Below are 18,113 nucleotides of genomic sequence, written 5' to 3' on the forward strand. Positions count from 1 at the left end.
ACAAAGATTCCTCCTACCTTTCCATTTGACGGGTAAAAAATGGCAACCGTAAAATGGGTAGAAAGCTCCTGTGGGCATTAGCCTTGTTCGTCACAAGGCATTTTTATCGTCAACATAATGTGGCATAGAGAATGAAAAAGAGCGTGACAGGACAAATCCCGCCACGCTCTTCGTCAACACATCATGTTAAACGAATATATGGAAAAGGAAGCAGTCTTAAGGTAGGTATTCGCAATGTGATGAAACACTGCGAAACAAGGCAATCTTAATAAACTGGAATAAAACCAGTTATTCAAAGCCTTATTAAACTAAATAGTATTAGTTCATACCTACTTCTGACATACTTCACCACACCTTTAATTAGAATATTTTCAATATAGCATCATTTTAAAATAGAGTCAAATGGGATAAACCCTTTGTGGAATAAAATTAATGTGAATTTTCCGTTAGCCATTTATCAATCAAAGGATGAATTTCATTAACTGCTGTACGGCCTGTTACAATGGAAACATGCCCCGTGTTCGCCAAATGATATGTCTTATTCTTACTGGAAACTTTGGCGTTAAGCGCTTCTACTTGTTTAGGAGCAGCAATGACATCCTTCTTACCAGCAATATTTAAAAGGTTTGCTGTAATTTTGCTTAACTCAACCTTCTGACCTCTTATATAAAGCTCGTCATTGATTAATTTATTGTGTTGATAAAATTCACCTATCCATTGTCGATATGCTTCGCCAGGGAAAGGGATTCCATCGGATAGCCATTTTTGCATCAATTTCCAATTGTTAACGAAGTTCTCATTATCCACTCGATCAGCTAGACTAATATATGGTCCGTAGAAATTACCGATTGGGTTTAACAATTTGTTTCCAAAATCGATCATATCAGGTGGAATTATCCCAAGTGTATCAACCAACTTATCAAGATTAAAGTAACGTTCATCTAACCAGTTTGTATATAATCCTGCATCTGAAAAATCAAAAGGGCTTGTCATGCATACCAAGTTACGAATCGGTAACTCTGGATGTAGGGCTGCAAAAATGGAAGTCATCGTCCCACCCATACAATAACCAAACAAACTGATTTCAGCTGCATCAGACGTTTTCAACACTTTCTTAACTGCTCGCGGAATGTAATCTAAAATATAATGATCTAACTTCATATGTCTATCTTCATAACCAGCCGTTCCCCAATCAAGTAAATAAACGTCATGACCTTGATTGGTTAAATGTTCAATTAAACTATTACCAGGAGATAAGTCCAGTATATACGGCTTATTAATCAATGCATAAATCATTAAAATAGGAATGCTGTTCGTTTTCTTCATCTGAGGTTGATAGCGATAAAGTTTCGCTTTATTCTTTGTCCAAATGACTTCTTTTGGGGTTTGACCAACAAGTGGATCAGGTTCTTTCGTAAGAACATCCATGACACGTTGATAGCGTTGATAACTAGTTTTTATCTCTTCCGGCATTGTATTTAACCAACTATCCATTTCCTTACTATTAGGATACCCCATTGTTTTCCTCCTCATAAGTAAACACATTATAGAGGGGTCTCCTTTTGGAGAACCCCCTATTCATATATATAAAATTACAGGTTACATATATAAGCCGCCATTCACATTGATCGACTGACCTGTAATATAGTTGGCTTGGATAAGGAATAATACCGCCTCTGCAATTTCATCTGTTTGCCCTAATCGCTTCATCGGTATTTTTGAAATAATATTTTCTAAAACATTTTCAGGCATTTCTCCTACCATTTCGGTCTCAATAAATCCAGGACACACAGCATTGACTGTAATTCCATTTTTAGCAGTTTCTAAGGCTAAGGACTTTGTTAAACCGATAATCCCAGCTTTTGAAGCTGCATAGTTCGATTGCCCGAATCCTCCTACTTGTCCGATGATTGAACTTATATTAATAATTCGACCATACCCCTGCTCCAACATATGGTTGATAACTTCAGAAGTTGTATAGAACACACTACTTAAGTTAACATCGATAACCTCGCTCCATTCCTCATTGGACAGTTTACGGAATGTACGGTCTCTTGTAATTCCAGCATTATTTATAAGAATATCGATCTTACCATAACGATTTTTTACTTCTTCCATCAGGCTTTTTACGTCGTCCGGTTTGGATACATCAGACTTGATTGCAAATGAAATACCACCCTGGTCTTCAATTTCCTTTACGACAGCCTCTGCACGATCGATACTTGTTTGATAATTGATTGCAACGTATGCGCCATTTTTTGCTAAGACTTTAGCGATTGTAGCCCCAATACCACGTGATCCACCTGTTACCACTGCCACTTTACCTTCAAGTGGTTTTGTTATTGTATTTAATGCTGTTAATTGAGCTAGACTCATAGTCATAGACACACACTCCAATAATCGTTAAATTTTATTTTTTTTATCAATTACTTAAAAGCTCCAATATCTTATCTAATTTTTCATCTAGATTGGAAACAACTTTTTTTAGTTGAATCATTTCTTCATCAAACCTATCGTCTAGTGTATCCAGTTTGCTTTCTACGTTAATGACGAGCAATGCAATATCTGCAACCTCACTCCGCGTTGGCATATTTACATTTTTTAGGAAGGTTTCAGTTGTATCATTTTTAAGTTCTTGGGCTTGAAGGTAATAGTTTAAGGTCTCTCCCATTCCTTCAGAGAAAGATTCTTTTTTCAACGTTTCATGGATTGCACTTGTCCAGTTCGCTTCGGTTTGTTCATAAAAAGTTTTCCACATGGTGAATGGATCAAATGGCAATGGTTTTGTCAAAAATCTCATCTCCCTACTTATATTCAGTGGTTATTTCGTCGTTCCTCTTAAACGACTCTACTACTGTATGAATATGTGCTATTACTTATGCACAGAAATTAATTAATCTATTATTTTTAATTTCAAAGTCATATTATTTTGACCTTATGTGTAAATTACATGTAGGAACACTTTTCCGTCCTTATGTGTACATTACATGTATGATCATTTTTTGATTGGTGGTGATAACAGGTGGATATAAACAAGGAGACAATGAATGATGGGAAAAGTTCTAAATTAGGTACACCGAAAAATTTCCTTATTCCAATCATGCTTCTCCATCTTCGGGACTTGAATTCCCACGGCTATGAATTGATGCAAAAGATTACACAATTTGGGTTCAATGCGGTGGATCAAGGAAATCTTTATCGGATTTTACGGCAACTGGAGAAGGATGGAAAAGTTACATCTGAGTGGGATACAGCGTCTGATGGACCTGCCAAACGTATTTATTCGATTACAACGGCAGGTGAACAGTATTTAGATGTTTGGGCAAATTCTCTTGCAAGTTACCAAAATATGATTAATCAGTTTTTCAATTTGTATCAACCATTATTTCCTTACAAACAGCCCTCAAATGACTTGGATGTGGAGCAGTAAAAAACGGTACCAATGCACTTAGTTGCATGCATCATATATAGCTAAAAAATTTGTGTTTACAATTAAAAGGAGGAAGATTTTATGAGTAATGAAGAAACGAAAAACCAAAAGCCTAACGCAGTAGATTTAATCTTGGATGGATGGGTGAACAGCTTTAAAGCACTTCATACTTTTCAAACAGAACTTGCCGAAAAATCTCTACAAACTTTCGCTACCCAGAAAGACGTACTAACTTCTACTAGAGAGGCGTTAAGTAAGATCGAAGAAGAAAAAAATAGTATCTCAGGACAATGGAAAGCAAATTTACAAAACACGATCAAGACAATTAATAACGATCAAGTTAGCCAATTATTGTCCAGTTGGATGAGTCAAGTCGAAGAAATTAACCATTCCGTACAGGCTATCTCTGCTTCATCTAGCCAAGTCTTGTTAGATCTATTCACACAATCTCAAGTTCAATTAGAGACGAATGTGAAAGCAACACTGGACCAACAACAAAAAAACAGTTCTGATGTATTGAATAAAATCGAACTGCTAACCGAGCATATTAAAGAAACCAATCGTCTACTTTTACCAACTGTATAAATGTGTTTTACAATAAAAAAGACACCTGATAATGAGGCATCTGAAAAAGCTTATTAATCATCTCTTAGCGAGTTGTTGAACGACAAGTCGTTCAACAACTCGCTTTTTAATATAACATCTAGGCGATTCCGTTACTGGCGGGCGCTTTCCGCGGGAGTCGCCGCCTTCCTCTTATTTTTAACTTCAATAAACAGAAAAGTGGACAATTAAAGCCTTTTCACTAGCTTTTTCAAAAGCTTCCACTGGAGGATTCGTAATACCAGCACCGATCATTCCAATTCCCGCATCTTTATGGGCAATCGCTGTATTAATAATTGGCATAATTCCTGTTTGAATTACTTTTTGAACATCAATTCCAGTAGGAATTCCCATGAAGTTTAGTAATGGAATTGTCACGTTTTGATTTTCAGTAGTTGTAATTTCCTTCATTTTAGTTGAAAAGCTAGTCGCATCATCAACTGTCCCACCAACACCATATGCTACCTTCATCAAGTAAAAAAGTATATTAATCTGCATTTGATCCTTGAATATGCAAGCAAAGATAGGAAAATACTCAGCGCATTTTTCACACATATATCTATACATAGAAAAAGACCTGTCAAGAATGAAAGGTCCTCTTTCAACTAACTTTAGTGTCCTTAAATAAGATTATTTTTTACATACTCCTCTACTTCTCTTGCCGTTATTAAACTTAATATATGCTCCATATGAGGTTTTAATTTTTCCTTAGATAATCGTGCAATTTGAGAACGTGCACTTAAAATGGATGATGCACTCATAGAAAATTCATCTAATCCCAGTACTAACAGTATGGGAATGGCTATCTCATCTCCTGCCATTTCTCCACACATTCCTACCCATTTGCCATTACTATTCCCTGCATCTATAACCATTTTAACGAGTCTTAAAATTGCAGGATGGTGAGGCTGGTACAAATAGGAAACTCTTTCATTCATACGGTCTGCCGCGAATGTATATTGAATTAAATCGTTCGTACCAACAGATAAGAAATCGGCTTCCTTTGCAAACAAATCTGCAATGATTGCTGCCGAAGGAGTTTCAACCATCATTCCTATTTCCATTTTTTCAGAAACAGGAATTTCATTATCTATAAGCTTTTGTTGTTCTTCCAACAGTAACGCCTTTGCAGACCTAAATTCATCTAGCGTTGCAATCATAGGAAACATAATCTTTAAATTACCATACACACTTGCTCTTAATAATGCACGTAATTGAGTACGAAAAATATCTTGTTGGTCCAAGCATAATCGAATTGCTCGATAACCTAGAAACGGATTCATTTCATTTGCTAGGTTTAAATAAGGCAGCTCCTTATCTCCTCCTATATCTAATGTACGAATGACAGTAGATTTACCTTCCATTTTCTCCAGAACTTTTTTATAAGCAGTAAATTGCTCTTCCTCAGTAGGTAGTTCTTGTCGATCCATATATAAAAACTCTGTACGAAATAAACCTACCCCATCCCCACCGTTTGCGACAACAGCATCAATATCTTCTGCCGTACCAATATTACCAACAATCTTAACGTGATGACCGTCTGCACTAACACTTGGAAGCGAAATATACTGATGGAGTAACTCCCCTTCCTGTTCAAAAGCCTTTTGTGTAGCAAGATAAAATTCCTTCACTTCTTCTGTTGCATCAATAATAATCTTTCCGCTCTTTCCATCAACAATAACCGACGAACCATGCTTGATATTCTTCGTCGCTGTTTTTGTACCCACGACGGCTGGAATTTCCATTGAACGTGCTAAAATAGCCGAGTGAGAGGTTCTTCCGCCAATATTTGTGACAATTCCTTTCACATATTGCTTATCTAGTTGTGCTGTCATAGAAGGCGTTAAATCCTCCGCAACAATAATAACCTCTGTTGATAATCGACTGTAATCTGGAAGCTCTATATGTAATAAATGAGCTAGTAATCTTTTGGCAACATCTCGAATATCTGCAGCTCGTTCCTTCATATAATCACTTTCCATCGACTCAAACAAGTCAATATACATCGTAGACACTTCATCTAAAGCAAATTCTGCATTAACTCGTTGTTTTATCTTCCCTACAATTGCTGAAAACATTTCAGGATCTTCCAATACTAGCAAATGTGCAGAAAAGATTGCTGCTTTCTCTTCTCCAAACTTGAGCCTTGCTGACTCGCGTATTACTTCTAGCTCTAGCTTTGTTTTTGCAACTGCATCTTTTAATCTTTCTATTTCAGCATCTATCTGACTAATTTCAACCTTTTCAAAAGACAAAGCAGGCTCAACTAAGCAATAAGCATTTGCAATTGCGATGCCATTAGAAACAGCGATTCCATTAATTTCTAACATTCTTCGCCAATCCCCTGAGAAATAATTACATTAGTCACCTTACTCATTAATGCTTCTGCATCTGCACCTTCAGCTGAAATAGTTATAACTGATCCTGTAGGAATAGATTGAGTCATTACAGCCATAATAGATTTTAAGTTTGCAGATTTACCGTTATAAATAAGCTCTACATTTGATGTAAATGGTGTTACAGCAGAAACTAATAATGCAGAAGGTCTGGCATGTACACCTTCTGAAGTAGTAATTTTAAATGTTTTTTCCATTATTCAACCTCCAATAGTTATATAAAAAGCTGTTTAATGAAGGAATAATCCTTGTTAAACAGCTTTTTCAATCTGGTATATAAAACTAAATACTATTATTTGCGTATTTTTTCAATTTCATCTGCTACAAATTGTACATTTGTACCTACGATTACTTGAATACTTTGTGATCCTACAACATTAATACCAGGAACACCAGTATCTTTGATCTTCTTTTGGTCTACTGCATCCATATTTTTTACTTCCACACGTAGACGAGTTGCACAGAAGTCAACAGAAACTACGTTAGTGTCTCCGCCTAAACCTTCGTAAATTTGAGATGCCATAGCAGAGAATTTATTTTCTGCTGTAGTGCTTGTTTCTCCGCCCTGATCTTCATAATCTTCATCGTCACCTCTACCTGGTGTTTTCAAGTCGAATTTCACTATTAAGTATCGGAATAAGAAATAGTAAATGACTCCAAATACTAAACCTTGTACGAGTAACATATAAGGTTGGTTAGCGAGTGGATTTGCTAAGCTTAAGGAAAAGTCTATAAACCCTGCACTAAAACCAAATCCAGCAGTCCATTGAAACGTTGCGGCAATGAACAAAGAGAGACCAGTTAATACTGCATGCACTACATAAAGAGCTGGCGCTAAAAACATAAATACAAATTCAATAGGCTCTGTCACACCTGTAAAAAACGAAGCAAATCCAGCTGCTAACATTAAAGCTGCAATTTGTTTTTTTCGATTTGTTTTAGCAGTATGATACATTGCAAGAGCTGCTGCTGGTAATCCAAACATCATGATTGGAAAGAAACCAGCCTGATACATACCAGTGACTCCTTTGACACCAGTTCCATTCATAAACTTACCGATATCATTAATCCCTATGGTGTCAAACCAGAATACATTATTTAAAGCATGGTGCAAACCAGTTGGTATTAACAAACGGTTAAAGAATCCATACAACCCTGCTCCAACCGTTCCTAACCCACTTATTGTTTCTCCAAAAGAAACTAACCAACCAAAGAAAATAGGCCATATGATGAATAACACACCTGATACTACAAGCATAGAAACAGCGGACATAATTGGAACGAGTCGTTTTCCGCTAAAGAATGCTAAGAAATCGGGTAGTTTCACATGACTAAATCGATTGTACATAATGGATGCTACAATCCCTGAAAGTATTCCGATAAACGCATTCCCTATTTTACCGAAAGCGGGGTCAACATTTGCTACATCAATCCCTTGATACATAGCTACCGAACCTGATGACAACAAAGTCGTGACTACTAAAAATGCAACTAACCCACTTATTGCTGCAGAACCGTCTTTAGCTTTAGACATTCCTAGTGCAACCCCAACTGCAAATAAAATTGGGATATTGTCTATAATCGAGGCTCCAGCTTTAATTAAGAAGGCAGCTAATACATTCCCTGACCCCCAACCATCATTGTCAATCCAATACCCAATACCCATCAAAATTGCCGCTGCTGGTAATACTGCTACAGGTAGCATTAAAGAACGCCCGAGCTTTTGTAAATATTTCATCATCGTTTGTCAACTCCTATTCATAGTTTTCTAGTAATCAATTAAAAAGATATAAAATGATAGCAATTCCTTTATTAAACGTTCGAAACGGAGTGCAATGTAGCTAAATTAGTTCTTTGAACAATTGAATCCTATCTAGAATGATTGCTGTTTTTCGATCCGTTTGCTGTTAACCACCTCCCTGTAGTTTCTTCGTATAGAAATGAAGTGCGACGTAGGCGGCTTCGCCTACAGGCATTTCAACTTAATACTGCTCGTTTACAGTAATTTATTTTGATGAAGTAACCATTATCACAGTTTCTCCCATTAGACATTCTTTTGTGACTTCATGTTGAACGTTTTTTTCCGCACTATTTGTAATTACAATAGGTGTGATAATGCTTTTGGCATGCTCACGAATATACTCCCAATCTACTTCAATAAGTAATTGCCCAACAGAAACTCGATCTCCTGTTTTAACAATAACTGAAAAGCCTTGTCCTTTTAGTGAAACCGTTTCCAAACCAATATGAATCAGAACTTCTGTACCATCGTTTGAGAGAAGGCCAATCGCGTGCTTGGTCTCTGAAATAAGAGTGATAGTACCTTCTATAGGAGCATGAATATTACCGTTCTTAGGCATAATCGCAATTCCTTCTCCCATCATTTTTTGACTAAAAACTGGATCGGAAACTTGGTCAAGTGTAAATATTTCTCCATTGACAGGTGCATAAATTTGTAATTTACGTTTATTAAATAATTTTGATAGCATGTTCTTAGCTCCTTTGTATACATCGTTGGGAAGATAAAAAATTCGTATAACTCATATATATTGCGCAATCATAAAGGACAGAACATAAAAAGGCATGGGGTAAATGAAAGAGTTGAAAAACTCTCTACTACTACCGCCATGCCAGTCCGTATCGATAACATGTAAACAATCAGTTGTAAACAATTGGACAGATTAAAAGCCTCCACGTTTGAGTTCTCATACGGTGGAGGCTTTTAAATGGCCGCTTTACATCCTCATTACAAGTGCCTAGTTGTCTCTACTTTAATAATTTTGGCTATTTCTTTTGTCAGATATTTCATGAGCTAGGCGAAAAGTTGAAACTGCCAACTCTGCATACGTCACTTCTCGATCAGGGTAAAAGTGATTTTGATCAATTTTTAATAATTCCAATGAGTTTGCTAAGGTAACATAACCAATGTATTCATTTTGAATTTTATTTGCATCTGCAAAATCCAGTTTATAAATACTACTATGTTTAGCTGCTTGCTCTAGTCCTAGAACACGTACATACCAAGCAGCTATTTCTTTTCTTTTAATCGGAGAGTCAACATCAAAGCTCTTACTAGTTGGCTTAATAATTCCCATTGCAACTGCGCGTTCTATCGGGTGATATAACGGGTGTTTAAGACCTATAGTTTGGTTCATATTTTCTCTTTCATCATAGTAACCCGCATAAAAATAAGTGAGAGAATTCATAATGATTTTTATCGCTTATCCTTTTGAAACAGAGTCATCTCCATTAAACTTTGTATTATCTTTAATGTCTAAATTTCCACTTTCAACTTTTGAAAAATAGGCAGGGCCCGCCACGAAGACTCCTGTGGGAATAGCTTGAGCTGAAGCCAAGCTCACGGAAAGCGAAGTGGCGGACCCCGCTAATTCTCTTATACATCTCTATTCATTGTAAAACGAATTTGTCTACAGTCTGGACACCTGATAATGGGTGTTTTTTCTTGTATATACTATTAACTCCTTTTTTCATCCGAGTGTAATAAACGTAACCGGTAGGAATTCATTGCTGTTTCTCCGAGCTGGTCTAGTAAATTATAATTGGCAAACGCTCCAACCACTGCTCCTATTCCAGGTAATAATTGAAACATTTTCACTAAATCAATATATTCCCGGTATTCCTGTTGAAAGTCCCGCCAGTTCATATCGGCTATTAAATATTTTTGTTCTTCCCAGTTTTCAATGATAAATAACGTATCTTTTCGTTTGTCCTCACTCGAAAAGGCTAATAGGAAAATATGCAAGAGGAAGAGTCGTTCTTCGTAATCGTCCGTATCGAATCCATAAACAGCAGCAGCTTCAAAAAGAAATTTCATTTTAATAGATAATAGCAATGGAAAATCAGCAAGCCCAAGCAGTATACCTCCTGCCCCTGTTCCAGCGCCTTCCATAACAGCCGTTTTTCTGAAGGTAGAAAGTTTTTCTTTTAGTAATTCGTCACGCTCATAGAGGCTAAGTTCTAATGGTAACCGTTTTTTCGTCGTAATATCTGAGCCTACGAGCGTTGCTTTCACCATGTTTTTGATACTTTCTGTCATCACTTGATGAAATTTTTCTGGAATAAGACCGTTAATCTTTGTTTGTACATTCTTGGCTGCACGGCTAATGCGGCCAGATCGTCTGGTCATTTTGTGCTTCCAAAAGTAAAGTTCTTGTTCTACTTCCTTTGTATAATCTTCCATATACCTTTCTCCTTCTACACATTTCCTCGTACCTTCTATTATAGCCCATTGGAACATCATTCCAATGGACCTTAGTGGTGTTTACTTCTAAGCCTAGAGTCGTAGTGAAATAATATATGTCTTATAGAAAAACAAGGGAAGAACTAATTTCATTTATGTGGTCTTGATCTGCCCACAAAATAAAGTAATTGTAGGTACTTCCTTCTATTGAAATTGGATTTGGATACCGCACAATGAGAGCCGCTTGACCTCTCATTTCTGGAGGTTGGTCATCTGACGGGAAAATAAAACATGCTTCTTGTTGTTGAATTTGTGCTTTATTTATACGAGGTTCGGAACCGTATGGTAATAGTTGATGGAATGCTTCATTGTGGCAAACTTCATTAATTGGTTCATCTGAAGAAATAGCTGAAACTTGAAAAAAGCCATCTGGTCCTTCATATCTGTCGGTTGTTACTCTATCCCAATGTGAAGGATATTGAAGTTGAACGTTGTATACAAGGCTGGTAAAAGTTTTATTCATAAGTGAAATTGGCATAGGTGACCATTGCAAGGATGTAATGAGTGCTCCTTCTATTAATCGAATCGGTACAGGATGTAATAGGTCAATCAACCACATCTCACTAGCCATTCCCTGGTTATAACAACCCGAAAGATAGGCAATTTTCCGACCCTCTGGGGACCATGTAACAGGAGTAGCAAAGCAATTCGAAACAGATCTTGTCAGGTCGTCCTCCCCTCGCCTTCCTGTTGTTCGGATTAGAGAGAAGTATCCAACATCTTCAAAAGCAGTCGCACTATAAGCAATGGTCAATGAATTAGGAGACCATACTGGAAAATAGTTTTTAGCAAGCGGTCCGCCCCTTACTTCAAATATGCTTCCAGTGGAAATTTCTAACGTATAAATAATAGAGATGCTAGCACCAGGGGTTGTATAAAGCACATACGATCCATCGGGGGAAAGGCGTACATTATTAAGCAGTCCGCCAGTGTTACGAGTGAGTTGCCTTTTACTAGTTGCATCGGTTCGAATCCTGTAAAGCTGACTAACCCCTGACACATCGGGAGCTTGGAAAAGTAATTCTGTTCCGCTTGGAAACCATTGGACATCAGTGGCAGCCGGTTGGGACATTTTCTGGAATTGATGTGTGTTGAGATTGTACAAGATAATATCATTCTGTTTTGTATAAGCTATTTTTTGACTATCCGGTGACCAACTTATATATATGCCTAAACCTTCACTAAATTGGTCAATACGTGTAACGGTACCTTCCATTAAGTGTAGAACATAAAGAATCTCACTTTTTCCTACAAAGGCTATTTTATTACTGTCGGGTGACCAAAAAGGAATCGAAGAGGATTCTCCTAAACCATTTGTAATTTTTCTATTATCCCCATTCGTAGGGTTATATAACCATAAATCATAGATTCCTCCAACGTTGGATACATAGGCAATTAAACCTCGACCCCCAGGAGGAGCATAAGGTATGAGTAACTTCATCCCAGGGAATATAGTATTGGACGGAAGGTTGTTCACCTCTCTAATCAGTTCAGGTTTACTTTGCCCATTTGTTATTACGTTATAACGACTAGCAATTTGAAATAGTGTATCCCCAGGTTGAACAACGTAATAAGGGTTGCCTGGTGGACCTTTCAAAAGCTGACCACTTTGAATGATAAATGGAGGAAAAAGTTGATTTGCTTCGATGATAACGGATTGTGGGACACCAAAAAATTGAGCAATTTCAAAAATAGTATCACCTGGCCTTACTCGTATGACATCAACTCCAGGAGGAACGGAAAGCTGCTGACCAACATAAATCGTGTAAGGCGCTTTCAAATTATTTGCAGCAATAAGGGATTCTACTGGTAATTCCCATCGCTTCGCAATCTGATACAGCGTATCCCCTGGGCGGACTGTGTAAAAAATTTGCATCTACAAGCCTCCACTATAATTATTCTTCTAGAAAAGGAGCCGTTACCTTTTCTATCCATATGTTTTTCACTGAATACTATAACCTATCGCAGGAAAAAGTAGATTGTGTATGTCTATATTAATTTAATGGTATTTAAAGGATGCTATTGCCCTTAGCGGTTATGGAGTGCTGATTCAAACAGTATATTGCATTGATATTGTTTGTTTGTGGAAGTAAGAAATGACAAGTTTGAGGAATTTAGAAATAAAAAAAACCTCTAGAGAAAATAACATAGTACCAATAAGTGAAAAGAAACTAAGAAGTATTCTTGACGATATAAACATCTATGAAAAATAAGTGTATTTCGAAAAAAACATACTAAGAATAGTAATATAGATCATTGCAATGGTTGGCAATACTATTTATAAAGCCTTCCCAAATTATTAGTTACATACTTCTGGTCAAATGCTATTTTAATTTTGGAGATATTATTAGAAAAAAACAACATAAGATTTTCTTTTTAATATTAATGTTGTATGCATATTTATTGAAAACAATACCTAATGAAACAAGCTGGAGTCAGATAATACTGATTCCAGCTTGTTTCCTCAAAATTTACTATATTTGATTTAAATTATTTAGCGGCATCTCATTATTTTGGAGTCTCAATATATTTTGAACAAAGAAACGATACCTTGTTTCATGAAATTTCGTTCCATCAGGCATACCCGCCGTATGAGGAGTCAATACTACATTTCCTAAATTTCTCAGACCATTATCTAAACTCAAAGGTTCCTCAGTAAATACATCAAGACAAGCTCCTCCAATTACATTATCTTTTAGTGCTTTTATCAAATCGTCTTCACATACAAGAGGTCCTCTTGCTGTATTCACAAGCAACGCATCGTTTTTCATTTTATTTAAAAATGATTTATCTACTAAATTTCTTGTAGAATCATCAAGGAAAATATTGATTGTAATAACGTCAGAGTTTTTAATCAATGTATCTAAATCAACCAATTCAACGTCATCACTTTGAATATTTTTATTTGTATCATAAGCGAGCACTTTCATGTTGAAAGCTTTTGCCAGTTCAGCTACTCTGGAACCAATCGCACCAAAGCCAATTGTACCTATTGTTTTTCCAAACAGCTCTCCGCCAACGTACTCCAGTTTCGTTTCATCTTCTCTATTCTTCATAAATCGATCTAGATATGAAATATTTTTATAATAATTGAGTATTAAAGCCAAAATATGTTCAGCGACTGCATTAGCATTTACTCCAGCCGCATTACTTACCCAAATTTTTCTGTTAGAACACGCTTCAATATCAACATTATCAAAACCTGCACCCGTTTGAACAAATTTCAAATGATGTGCTTTATTTAATAAGGATTCGTTTACTTCGATATGTTCTGGAATTAACACATCGGCTTCACCAATGAATTCATCGATTTGCTGAGGTTCAACGATTTGAATCTTCCAATCCTCCGGAAACGACTGAATAACTCTCTGTTTAGATTGATCGTTAAAGTAACCTGTAATTACAACATTCATTTATATAACACTCCTTGCAATCAGTTTATGCATTTGCCCAAGCTTCAAAGAAAGTACGTTTTAAATTTGCAATTACTAGCTTTGGTGACTCATTATCAAGACAACCGACTTCAAATGTAATAACTGGCTTTCTTGTTGGTTTAGGACTCTTAAAAAAATCTATATCATGCAAAGTTGTGATAAACTTTGTAAGCTCAACAACACCAACTTCAGAATCCTTAACTCCAAACGGAATGTGCTTATCTCCAAAATAGCTGACTTCTTTATTTTTAATGTAACTATTCCCTATATGGATGTGAGTTAGATAGTCTTTGGCAAGCCACAGTGATTTATTCGGATCTTCTCCCATAATAGGAAGGTGACTTTGGTCAAGTAGGAGACCGAAATTATTGTATTCGCTTTGAATAATTCTTGCTACGTTTACTGCCTCATGGGTAGGACCCAACAAGTATTTACGGTCAACATGCCTATCGCCAATTTCTAGAGAGATGCTAAGCTCATATGTATCGGCTTTATCTTTAGCGTACTTACACAATTTCATTGTTGAATCAATAAAAGCATTTATATTCTGATGTTTACTTTCTTCTCCTTCAAATTTCCCTGTAACGATATGCATAATTTTTGCACCCATCTCGTAACAATGGTCAACCAGCATTTGACACTGAAGAATAGACTGTTTTCTAATATCAGGATCTAAAGAACTTAAATTAATCTTTAATTCTCTGAAAGCATCTCCACCATTGAAAATGGTTTCCACACAACTATAATCTAAATATTTTTTAGCCATCTCTCTTGCCTCTTTATCAGCAATATAAGAGACTTCAACTGCCGTAAAAAAGGGATCTTCCAGTATAGTAATAAGACTTGAAATCATCTCTTCTGGTTTGCTTTGAGAGAATGGAAATAACTTAGGTAACACAATGCCTATACTTGCCGCTTTTTCATATGGAATCATTACACAATTTTACCTGACTCAATAAGCTCTGGTAGTTCTTTCACAGTACTTATTACATGAGTGTGCCAATACTTACCCCACACTTCAATTGGAGTCGACCCTTGGGTCACGCCAATTACCGCTCGACAACCTGCATTATATCCTTCGAGCATGTCAGCTGGTGTATCACCGATTTTAATAACTTGTCTGATGTTTTGAACATTTAAATACTCCATAGCTTTGAAAACCATAAAAGGTGCAGGTCGCCCTTTACCTTCTGGGACCATATCAAGGTCTACTGCATAATCAATTAAACCGTCTTTTACCCAACCTAATGATTCCATAATTACACTGTTAATCTCTTTATGAAAACCTGTTCCCGTCGCTACTTTTATTCCATTTTCCTTGCACCATCTTAGGGTTTCTGTAGCACCTTCAATTTCTCGGCAGTTTTCTTTATAATAGGAAATCATGTATTCTGTATATTTATGATATATTTTTACAGCTTCATCATGTGTTGTATCGTCAATATCTACCTCGAAATTTTTGAAATCAATCTCTTTTCCATTTGCTCTTGCAATTAAAAATTGATATAAATGGATTTTGTTCGTTCCCATATGAGTGCTGATTTCATCTTTAGTTACGTTTAACCCATACTCAATAGCCGCTTTATGCAGACAATCTCTTACTCCATTATTATCTTCTACCAATGTTCCAGCTAGATCAAATATAGCTAATGCAATGTTTTCTTTCATTATTAATCTCTCCAATTCTCATAATTTAATATAGGACTCTCTGTAACTCTACACAGAGAGTCTTAGTTATAGAAGTTACTCTTTTAGTGCTTTATCAAGCTCTTCTTGAGCTTTTATTTTCGCCTCTTTCAAGGCTTCTGCTGCTGGTATATTTTCAATTAATACCTTATCTTTCGCCAATTCTATTTCATTGTAAATTTTACCACCCGTTGGATCTACAAAAGGAGCAATCCCTTTTGTCTTTGCTTGTTCCAATGGAACTGATAAGTATGGATTTTCTTTTAACTTATTTTTATAGACTTCCGTATCCACAGCGCTATCTCTTACTGGGATATATCCAGTTTCCACAGCCCAGTATGCTGTTTGCTCCGCTTCCGTAAAGTACTTCACAAACTCCCAAGCTCCCTGTTGTTGTTCTTTAGGAGTATCCTTGAATAAGTTAAACATGACAGCAGTAGCTACAGGTCTTGGCTCGCTTCCTTTAAAACCTTTCTGCATTCCTGTTGCAACTTTAGTGAAATCCAAATCTCCTCCATCTCCAGAAGAACCCGTGTATCCTGCAGATTTCCCATTCATCACATTGTCAATCGTTTTATACCACCATTCCCATCCATTTCCACCGTATACGGTATCCATGATTTTATCCTCATGAATCCATTTTCTAATCTGGTCCCAAGCATAAATCCATTCTTCCGAGTCGATAGTAACAGTCTTACCATCTTCGCTAACTATATCTCCACCTGCTGAACGAGCATAATCTATCATGTGTTCTGCATACCACATAATGGACCATCCACTAATTCCTTCTTTTTCCTTGATAAGTTTTGTTGCTTCTGCTAATTGTTCGAAGTTTTCTAAAGAATCGTAATCGATATTGTATTTTTCAAAGATATCTTTTCTGTAATACATCATTGGTGACGCAATATATGCCGGGACACCTAAGATTGCATCATTATATTTTCCTTGATCCAGAAGGAGAAAATCTTCTTTGTTATATTCTGGATTATTGATATTTTCGTCTAACGGAAGCAAAACATCATTTTTTGCCAACTTCATAAATTCAGGGTATCGATTAATGGCTAAAGCGGGCGGCTTTTTAGCTGCTAGTGAAGCTTGCAAAGCTTGTAAAGTTTCGCCATAATCTCCTTGGATAATTGGTACAATTTCATACTGCTCATTGCTGCTGTTAAAATCTTGTACGATTTTTGCCATCGTATCTCCAAGTTTTCCTCCAAGACCATAGTAAAACTCAATCTTAATTTTTTCGTTGTTTTCGGATGTATCACTCTTACCTTGTCCAGCTGAAGTACCATTGGAGCACCCAATCACTCCAGTCAAAATGAATACTAAAATCATAAAATAGATCAATAGATTTTTCATTTTCTTATTCTGATTTCCCATAATACGATCCCTCCGAAAATATATTAATTTTGTTTTATCAAGTACTTTTCTAACTTATCAATTAATAGGATATAGTTAACATTCACCACCACCTTTTATTTATTAACATAAAGACTAGACATTGAATTAATAATTCTCTTATTAGAAACTGCCAATAATATAAACATTGGAAGCAACGACACAGCCGAGGCAGCCATAGCTAAAGGTAAATCCATACCATACCCTGCCTGACTCATGAACAGTCTTCTCAAGCCAATTGTTACGAACATGCTGTCCTCTGATTTGATTAACAATGAAGGCCACATATAATTGTTGTAACTATAAATGAAAGTAATCAGTATTAATGAGGCAATCGCATTTTTTGAATAAGGAATAAATACCGTAAATATTAGCCTTAAATGACCTGCCCCATCCAATTTAGCTGCGTAAACCACTTCTTTAGGCACCTGAACGAATGTTTGTCGCAAGAAAAAAATAGCAAAAATACTGATAAATTCACTCAAGATATAACCTAAATGAGTATCCAACAAATTCATTTTTGAAATAAGGATGAATGAGGGAATGTAGGTTATAGCTGCTGGCAGCATGTACGTTGCCAATATAATAACAAAACAAAACTGCACCCACTTTTTCTTAATCATTGCAAATACATAAGCAGCTAAAATAGCTGATAAAACCTGAAACACAATGATGATTAAGCTGACATAAATACTGTTCCCTAAAAAAAGGAACATCTTTGTTTCAGTAAATACTCTTAGATAATTTTCAAAGTGAAAAGTTGAAGGTAAAATATTTCCGCTGTAAAGCTCGTTTTTAGGTTTGATAGAAACAAGAAACATCCAAATATACGGAAATATCATAATGAACATTAATAAAAATAGTATTAGATAATTTAAGCCTTTCTTTACTCTTGCCAAGAC

The 18,113-nt window shown here is 36.2% G+C and carries 17 protein-coding genes and 1 pseudogene; 2 read left to right on the forward strand and 16 right to left on the reverse strand.

Features of this window, described 5'->3' with window-relative positions; all coding sequences use genetic code 11:
• Nucleotides 1-429 precede the first annotated feature (429 nt).
• The 3 genes from phaC to MHH81_RS17540 form a co-directional block, all read right to left on the reverse strand.
• Nucleotides 430-1,518 carry a class III poly(R)-hydroxyalkanoic acid synthase subunit PhaC gene (gene phaC, locus MHH81_RS17530; protein WP_340923709.1) on the reverse strand — a complete coding sequence of 363 codons (1,089 nt, stop codon included), beginning with the start codon at nt 1,516-1,518 and terminating at the stop codon, nt 430-432.
• Nucleotides 1,519-1,599: 81 nt separating this feature from the next.
• Nucleotides 1,600-2,376, reverse strand: coding sequence for a 3-oxoacyl-[acyl-carrier-protein] reductase (gene fabG / locus MHH81_RS17535; RefSeq protein ID WP_340925324.1), 777 nt, complete (start codon nt 2,374-2,376; stop codon nt 1,600-1,602).
• Between the two features lie 46 nt (nt 2,377-2,422).
• Nucleotides 2,423-2,791 carry a polyhydroxyalkanoate biosynthesis repressor PhaR gene (locus MHH81_RS17540; RefSeq protein WP_340923711.1) on the reverse strand — a complete coding sequence of 123 codons (369 nt, stop codon included), beginning with the start codon at nt 2,789-2,791 and terminating at the stop codon, nt 2,423-2,425.
• 252 nt (nt 2,792-3,043) lie between these two features.
• Between MHH81_RS17540 and phaQ the strand changes: the two genes are divergently transcribed.
• Entirely contained in the window at nt 3,044-3,430 is a 387-nt protein-coding gene (phaQ, locus tag MHH81_RS17545) for a poly-beta-hydroxybutyrate-responsive repressor (protein ID WP_340925325.1), read from the forward strand.
• Between the two features lie 81 nt (nt 3,431-3,511).
• On the forward strand, nt 3,512-4,015 hold the full coding sequence (locus tag MHH81_RS17550) for a hypothetical protein (RefSeq protein WP_340923714.1): 504 nt from the start codon (nt 3,512-3,514) through the stop codon (nt 4,013-4,015).
• Between the two features lie 183 nt (nt 4,016-4,198).
• On the opposite strand, the pseudogene MHH81_RS17555 reads toward MHH81_RS17550, so the two are convergent.
• From MHH81_RS17555 to MHH81_RS17615, 13 genes and pseudogenes are all read right to left on the reverse strand, one after another.
• Nucleotides 4,199-4,486: pseudogene (locus MHH81_RS17555) on the reverse strand (DUF1116 domain-containing protein); the annotation flags it as partial.
• Between the two features lie 167 nt (nt 4,487-4,653).
• Nucleotides 4,654-6,363, reverse strand: coding sequence for a phosphoenolpyruvate--protein phosphotransferase (ptsP, locus tag MHH81_RS17560; RefSeq protein WP_340923716.1), 1,710 nt, complete (start codon nt 6,361-6,363; stop codon nt 4,654-4,656).
• The gene (locus tag MHH81_RS17565) at nt 6,357-6,626 is read right to left on the reverse strand and encodes an HPr family phosphocarrier protein (protein ID WP_340923718.1); all 270 of its coding nucleotides are present in this window, start codon (nt 6,624-6,626) and stop codon (nt 6,357-6,359) included. The genes ptsP and MHH81_RS17565 overlap by 7 nt, the downstream gene beginning before the upstream one ends.
• Nucleotides 6,627-6,721: 95 nt before the next feature.
• The gene (gene nagE / locus MHH81_RS17570; RefSeq protein ID WP_340923720.1) at nt 6,722-8,170 is read right to left on the reverse strand and encodes an N-acetylglucosamine-specific PTS transporter subunit IIBC; all 1,449 of its coding nucleotides are present in this window, start codon (nt 8,168-8,170) and stop codon (nt 6,722-6,724) included.
• Nucleotides 8,171-8,435: 265 nt separating this feature from the next.
• Nucleotides 8,436-8,918 carry a PTS sugar transporter subunit IIA gene (locus MHH81_RS17575; RefSeq protein WP_340923722.1) on the reverse strand — a complete coding sequence of 161 codons (483 nt, stop codon included), beginning with the start codon at nt 8,916-8,918 and terminating at the stop codon, nt 8,436-8,438.
• A gap of 282 nt (nt 8,919-9,200) precedes the next feature.
• Nucleotides 9,201-9,584: an S-layer homology domain-containing protein gene (locus tag MHH81_RS17580; RefSeq protein ID WP_340923724.1), complete on the reverse strand. Its 384-nt coding sequence runs from the start codon at nt 9,582-9,584 to the stop codon at nt 9,201-9,203.
• A gap of 320 nt (nt 9,585-9,904) precedes the next feature.
• Nucleotides 9,905-10,630 carry an EcsC family protein gene (locus MHH81_RS17585; RefSeq protein WP_340923726.1) on the reverse strand — a complete coding sequence of 242 codons (726 nt, stop codon included), beginning with the start codon at nt 10,628-10,630 and terminating at the stop codon, nt 9,905-9,907.
• A 121-nt stretch (nt 10,631-10,751) separates the two neighbouring features.
• Nucleotides 10,752-12,566 carry a LysM peptidoglycan-binding domain-containing protein gene (locus MHH81_RS17590; RefSeq protein WP_340923728.1) on the reverse strand — a complete coding sequence of 605 codons (1,815 nt, stop codon included), beginning with the start codon at nt 12,564-12,566 and terminating at the stop codon, nt 10,752-10,754.
• A gap of 598 nt (nt 12,567-13,164) precedes the next feature.
• On the reverse strand, nt 13,165-14,103 hold the full coding sequence (locus MHH81_RS17595; RefSeq protein ID WP_340923730.1) for an NAD(P)-dependent oxidoreductase: 939 nt from the start codon (nt 14,101-14,103) through the stop codon (nt 13,165-13,167).
• Between the two features lie 25 nt (nt 14,104-14,128).
• Nucleotides 14,129-15,058 (reverse strand): sugar phosphate isomerase/epimerase family protein, encoded by a 930-nt coding sequence (locus tag MHH81_RS17600; protein ID WP_340923732.1) that lies wholly within the window; start codon nt 15,056-15,058, stop codon nt 14,129-14,131.
• On the reverse strand, nt 15,058-15,792 hold the full coding sequence (locus tag MHH81_RS17605; RefSeq protein WP_340923734.1) for an HAD hydrolase-like protein: 735 nt from the start codon (nt 15,790-15,792) through the stop codon (nt 15,058-15,060). The genes MHH81_RS17600 and MHH81_RS17605 overlap by 1 nt, the downstream gene beginning before the upstream one ends.
• Before the next feature lie 75 nt (nt 15,793-15,867).
• Nucleotides 15,868-17,193 (reverse strand): ABC transporter substrate-binding protein, encoded by a 1,326-nt coding sequence (locus tag MHH81_RS17610; protein WP_340923736.1) that lies wholly within the window; start codon nt 17,191-17,193, stop codon nt 15,868-15,870.
• Between the two features lie 95 nt (nt 17,194-17,288).
• Entirely contained in the window at nt 17,289-18,110 is an 822-nt protein-coding gene (locus tag MHH81_RS17615; protein WP_340923738.1) for a carbohydrate ABC transporter permease, read from the reverse strand.
• Between the last annotated feature and the right edge of the window lie 3 nt (nt 18,111-18,113).

It is taken from the genome of Psychrobacillus sp. FSL H8-0484, from assembly GCF_038005325.1.
Lineage (GTDB): Bacteria > Bacillota > Bacilli > Bacillales_A > Planococcaceae > Psychrobacillus.

What these genes read in the sequence shown, in the direction of transcription:
- phaC (WP_340923709.1), bottom strand. Translation starts at nt 1,518, where the DNA reads ATGGGGTATCCTAATAGTAAGGAAATGGATAGTTGGTTAAATACAATG.
- fabG (WP_340925324.1), bottom strand. Translation starts at nt 2,376, where the DNA reads ATGAGTCTAGCTCAATTAACAGCATTAAATACAATAACAAAACCACTT.
- phaQ (WP_340925325.1), top strand. Translation starts at nt 3,044, where the DNA reads ATGAATGATGGGAAAAGTTCTAAATTAGGTACACCGAAAAATTTCCTT.
- MHH81_RS17550 (WP_340923714.1), top strand. Translation starts at nt 3,512, where the DNA reads ATGAGTAATGAAGAAACGAAAAACCAAAAGCCTAACGCAGTAGATTTA.
- ptsP (WP_340923716.1), bottom strand. Translation starts at nt 6,363, where the DNA reads ATGTTAGAAATTAATGGAATCGCTGTTTCTAATGGCATCGCAATTGCA.
- MHH81_RS17565 (WP_340923718.1), bottom strand. Translation starts at nt 6,626, where the DNA reads ATGGAAAAAACATTTAAAATTACTACTTCAGAAGGTGTACATGCCAGA.
- nagE (WP_340923720.1), bottom strand. Translation starts at nt 8,170, where the DNA reads ATGATGAAATATTTACAAAAGCTCGGGCGTTCTTTAATGCTACCTGTA.
- MHH81_RS17575 (WP_340923722.1), bottom strand. Translation starts at nt 8,918, where the DNA reads ATGCTATCAAAATTATTTAATAAACGTAAATTACAAATTTATGCACCT.
- MHH81_RS17580 (WP_340923724.1), bottom strand. Translation starts at nt 9,584, where the DNA reads ATGAACCAAACTATAGGTCTTAAACACCCGTTATATCACCCGATAGAA.
- MHH81_RS17585 (WP_340923726.1), bottom strand. Translation starts at nt 10,630, where the DNA reads ATGGAAGATTATACAAAGGAAGTAGAACAAGAACTTTACTTTTGGAAG.
- MHH81_RS17590 (WP_340923728.1), bottom strand. Translation starts at nt 12,566, where the DNA reads ATGCAAATTTTTTACACAGTCCGCCCAGGGGATACGCTGTATCAGATT.
- MHH81_RS17595 (WP_340923730.1), bottom strand. Translation starts at nt 14,103, where the DNA reads ATGAATGTTGTAATTACAGGTTACTTTAACGATCAATCTAAACAGAGA.
- MHH81_RS17600 (WP_340923732.1), bottom strand. Translation starts at nt 15,058, where the DNA reads ATGATTCCATATGAAAAAGCGGCAAGTATAGGCATTGTGTTACCTAAG.
- MHH81_RS17605 (WP_340923734.1), bottom strand. Translation starts at nt 15,792, where the DNA reads ATGAAAGAAAACATTGCATTAGCTATATTTGATCTAGCTGGAACATTG.
- MHH81_RS17610 (WP_340923736.1), bottom strand. Translation starts at nt 17,193, where the DNA reads ATGGGAAATCAGAATAAGAAAATGAAAAATCTATTGATCTATTTTATG.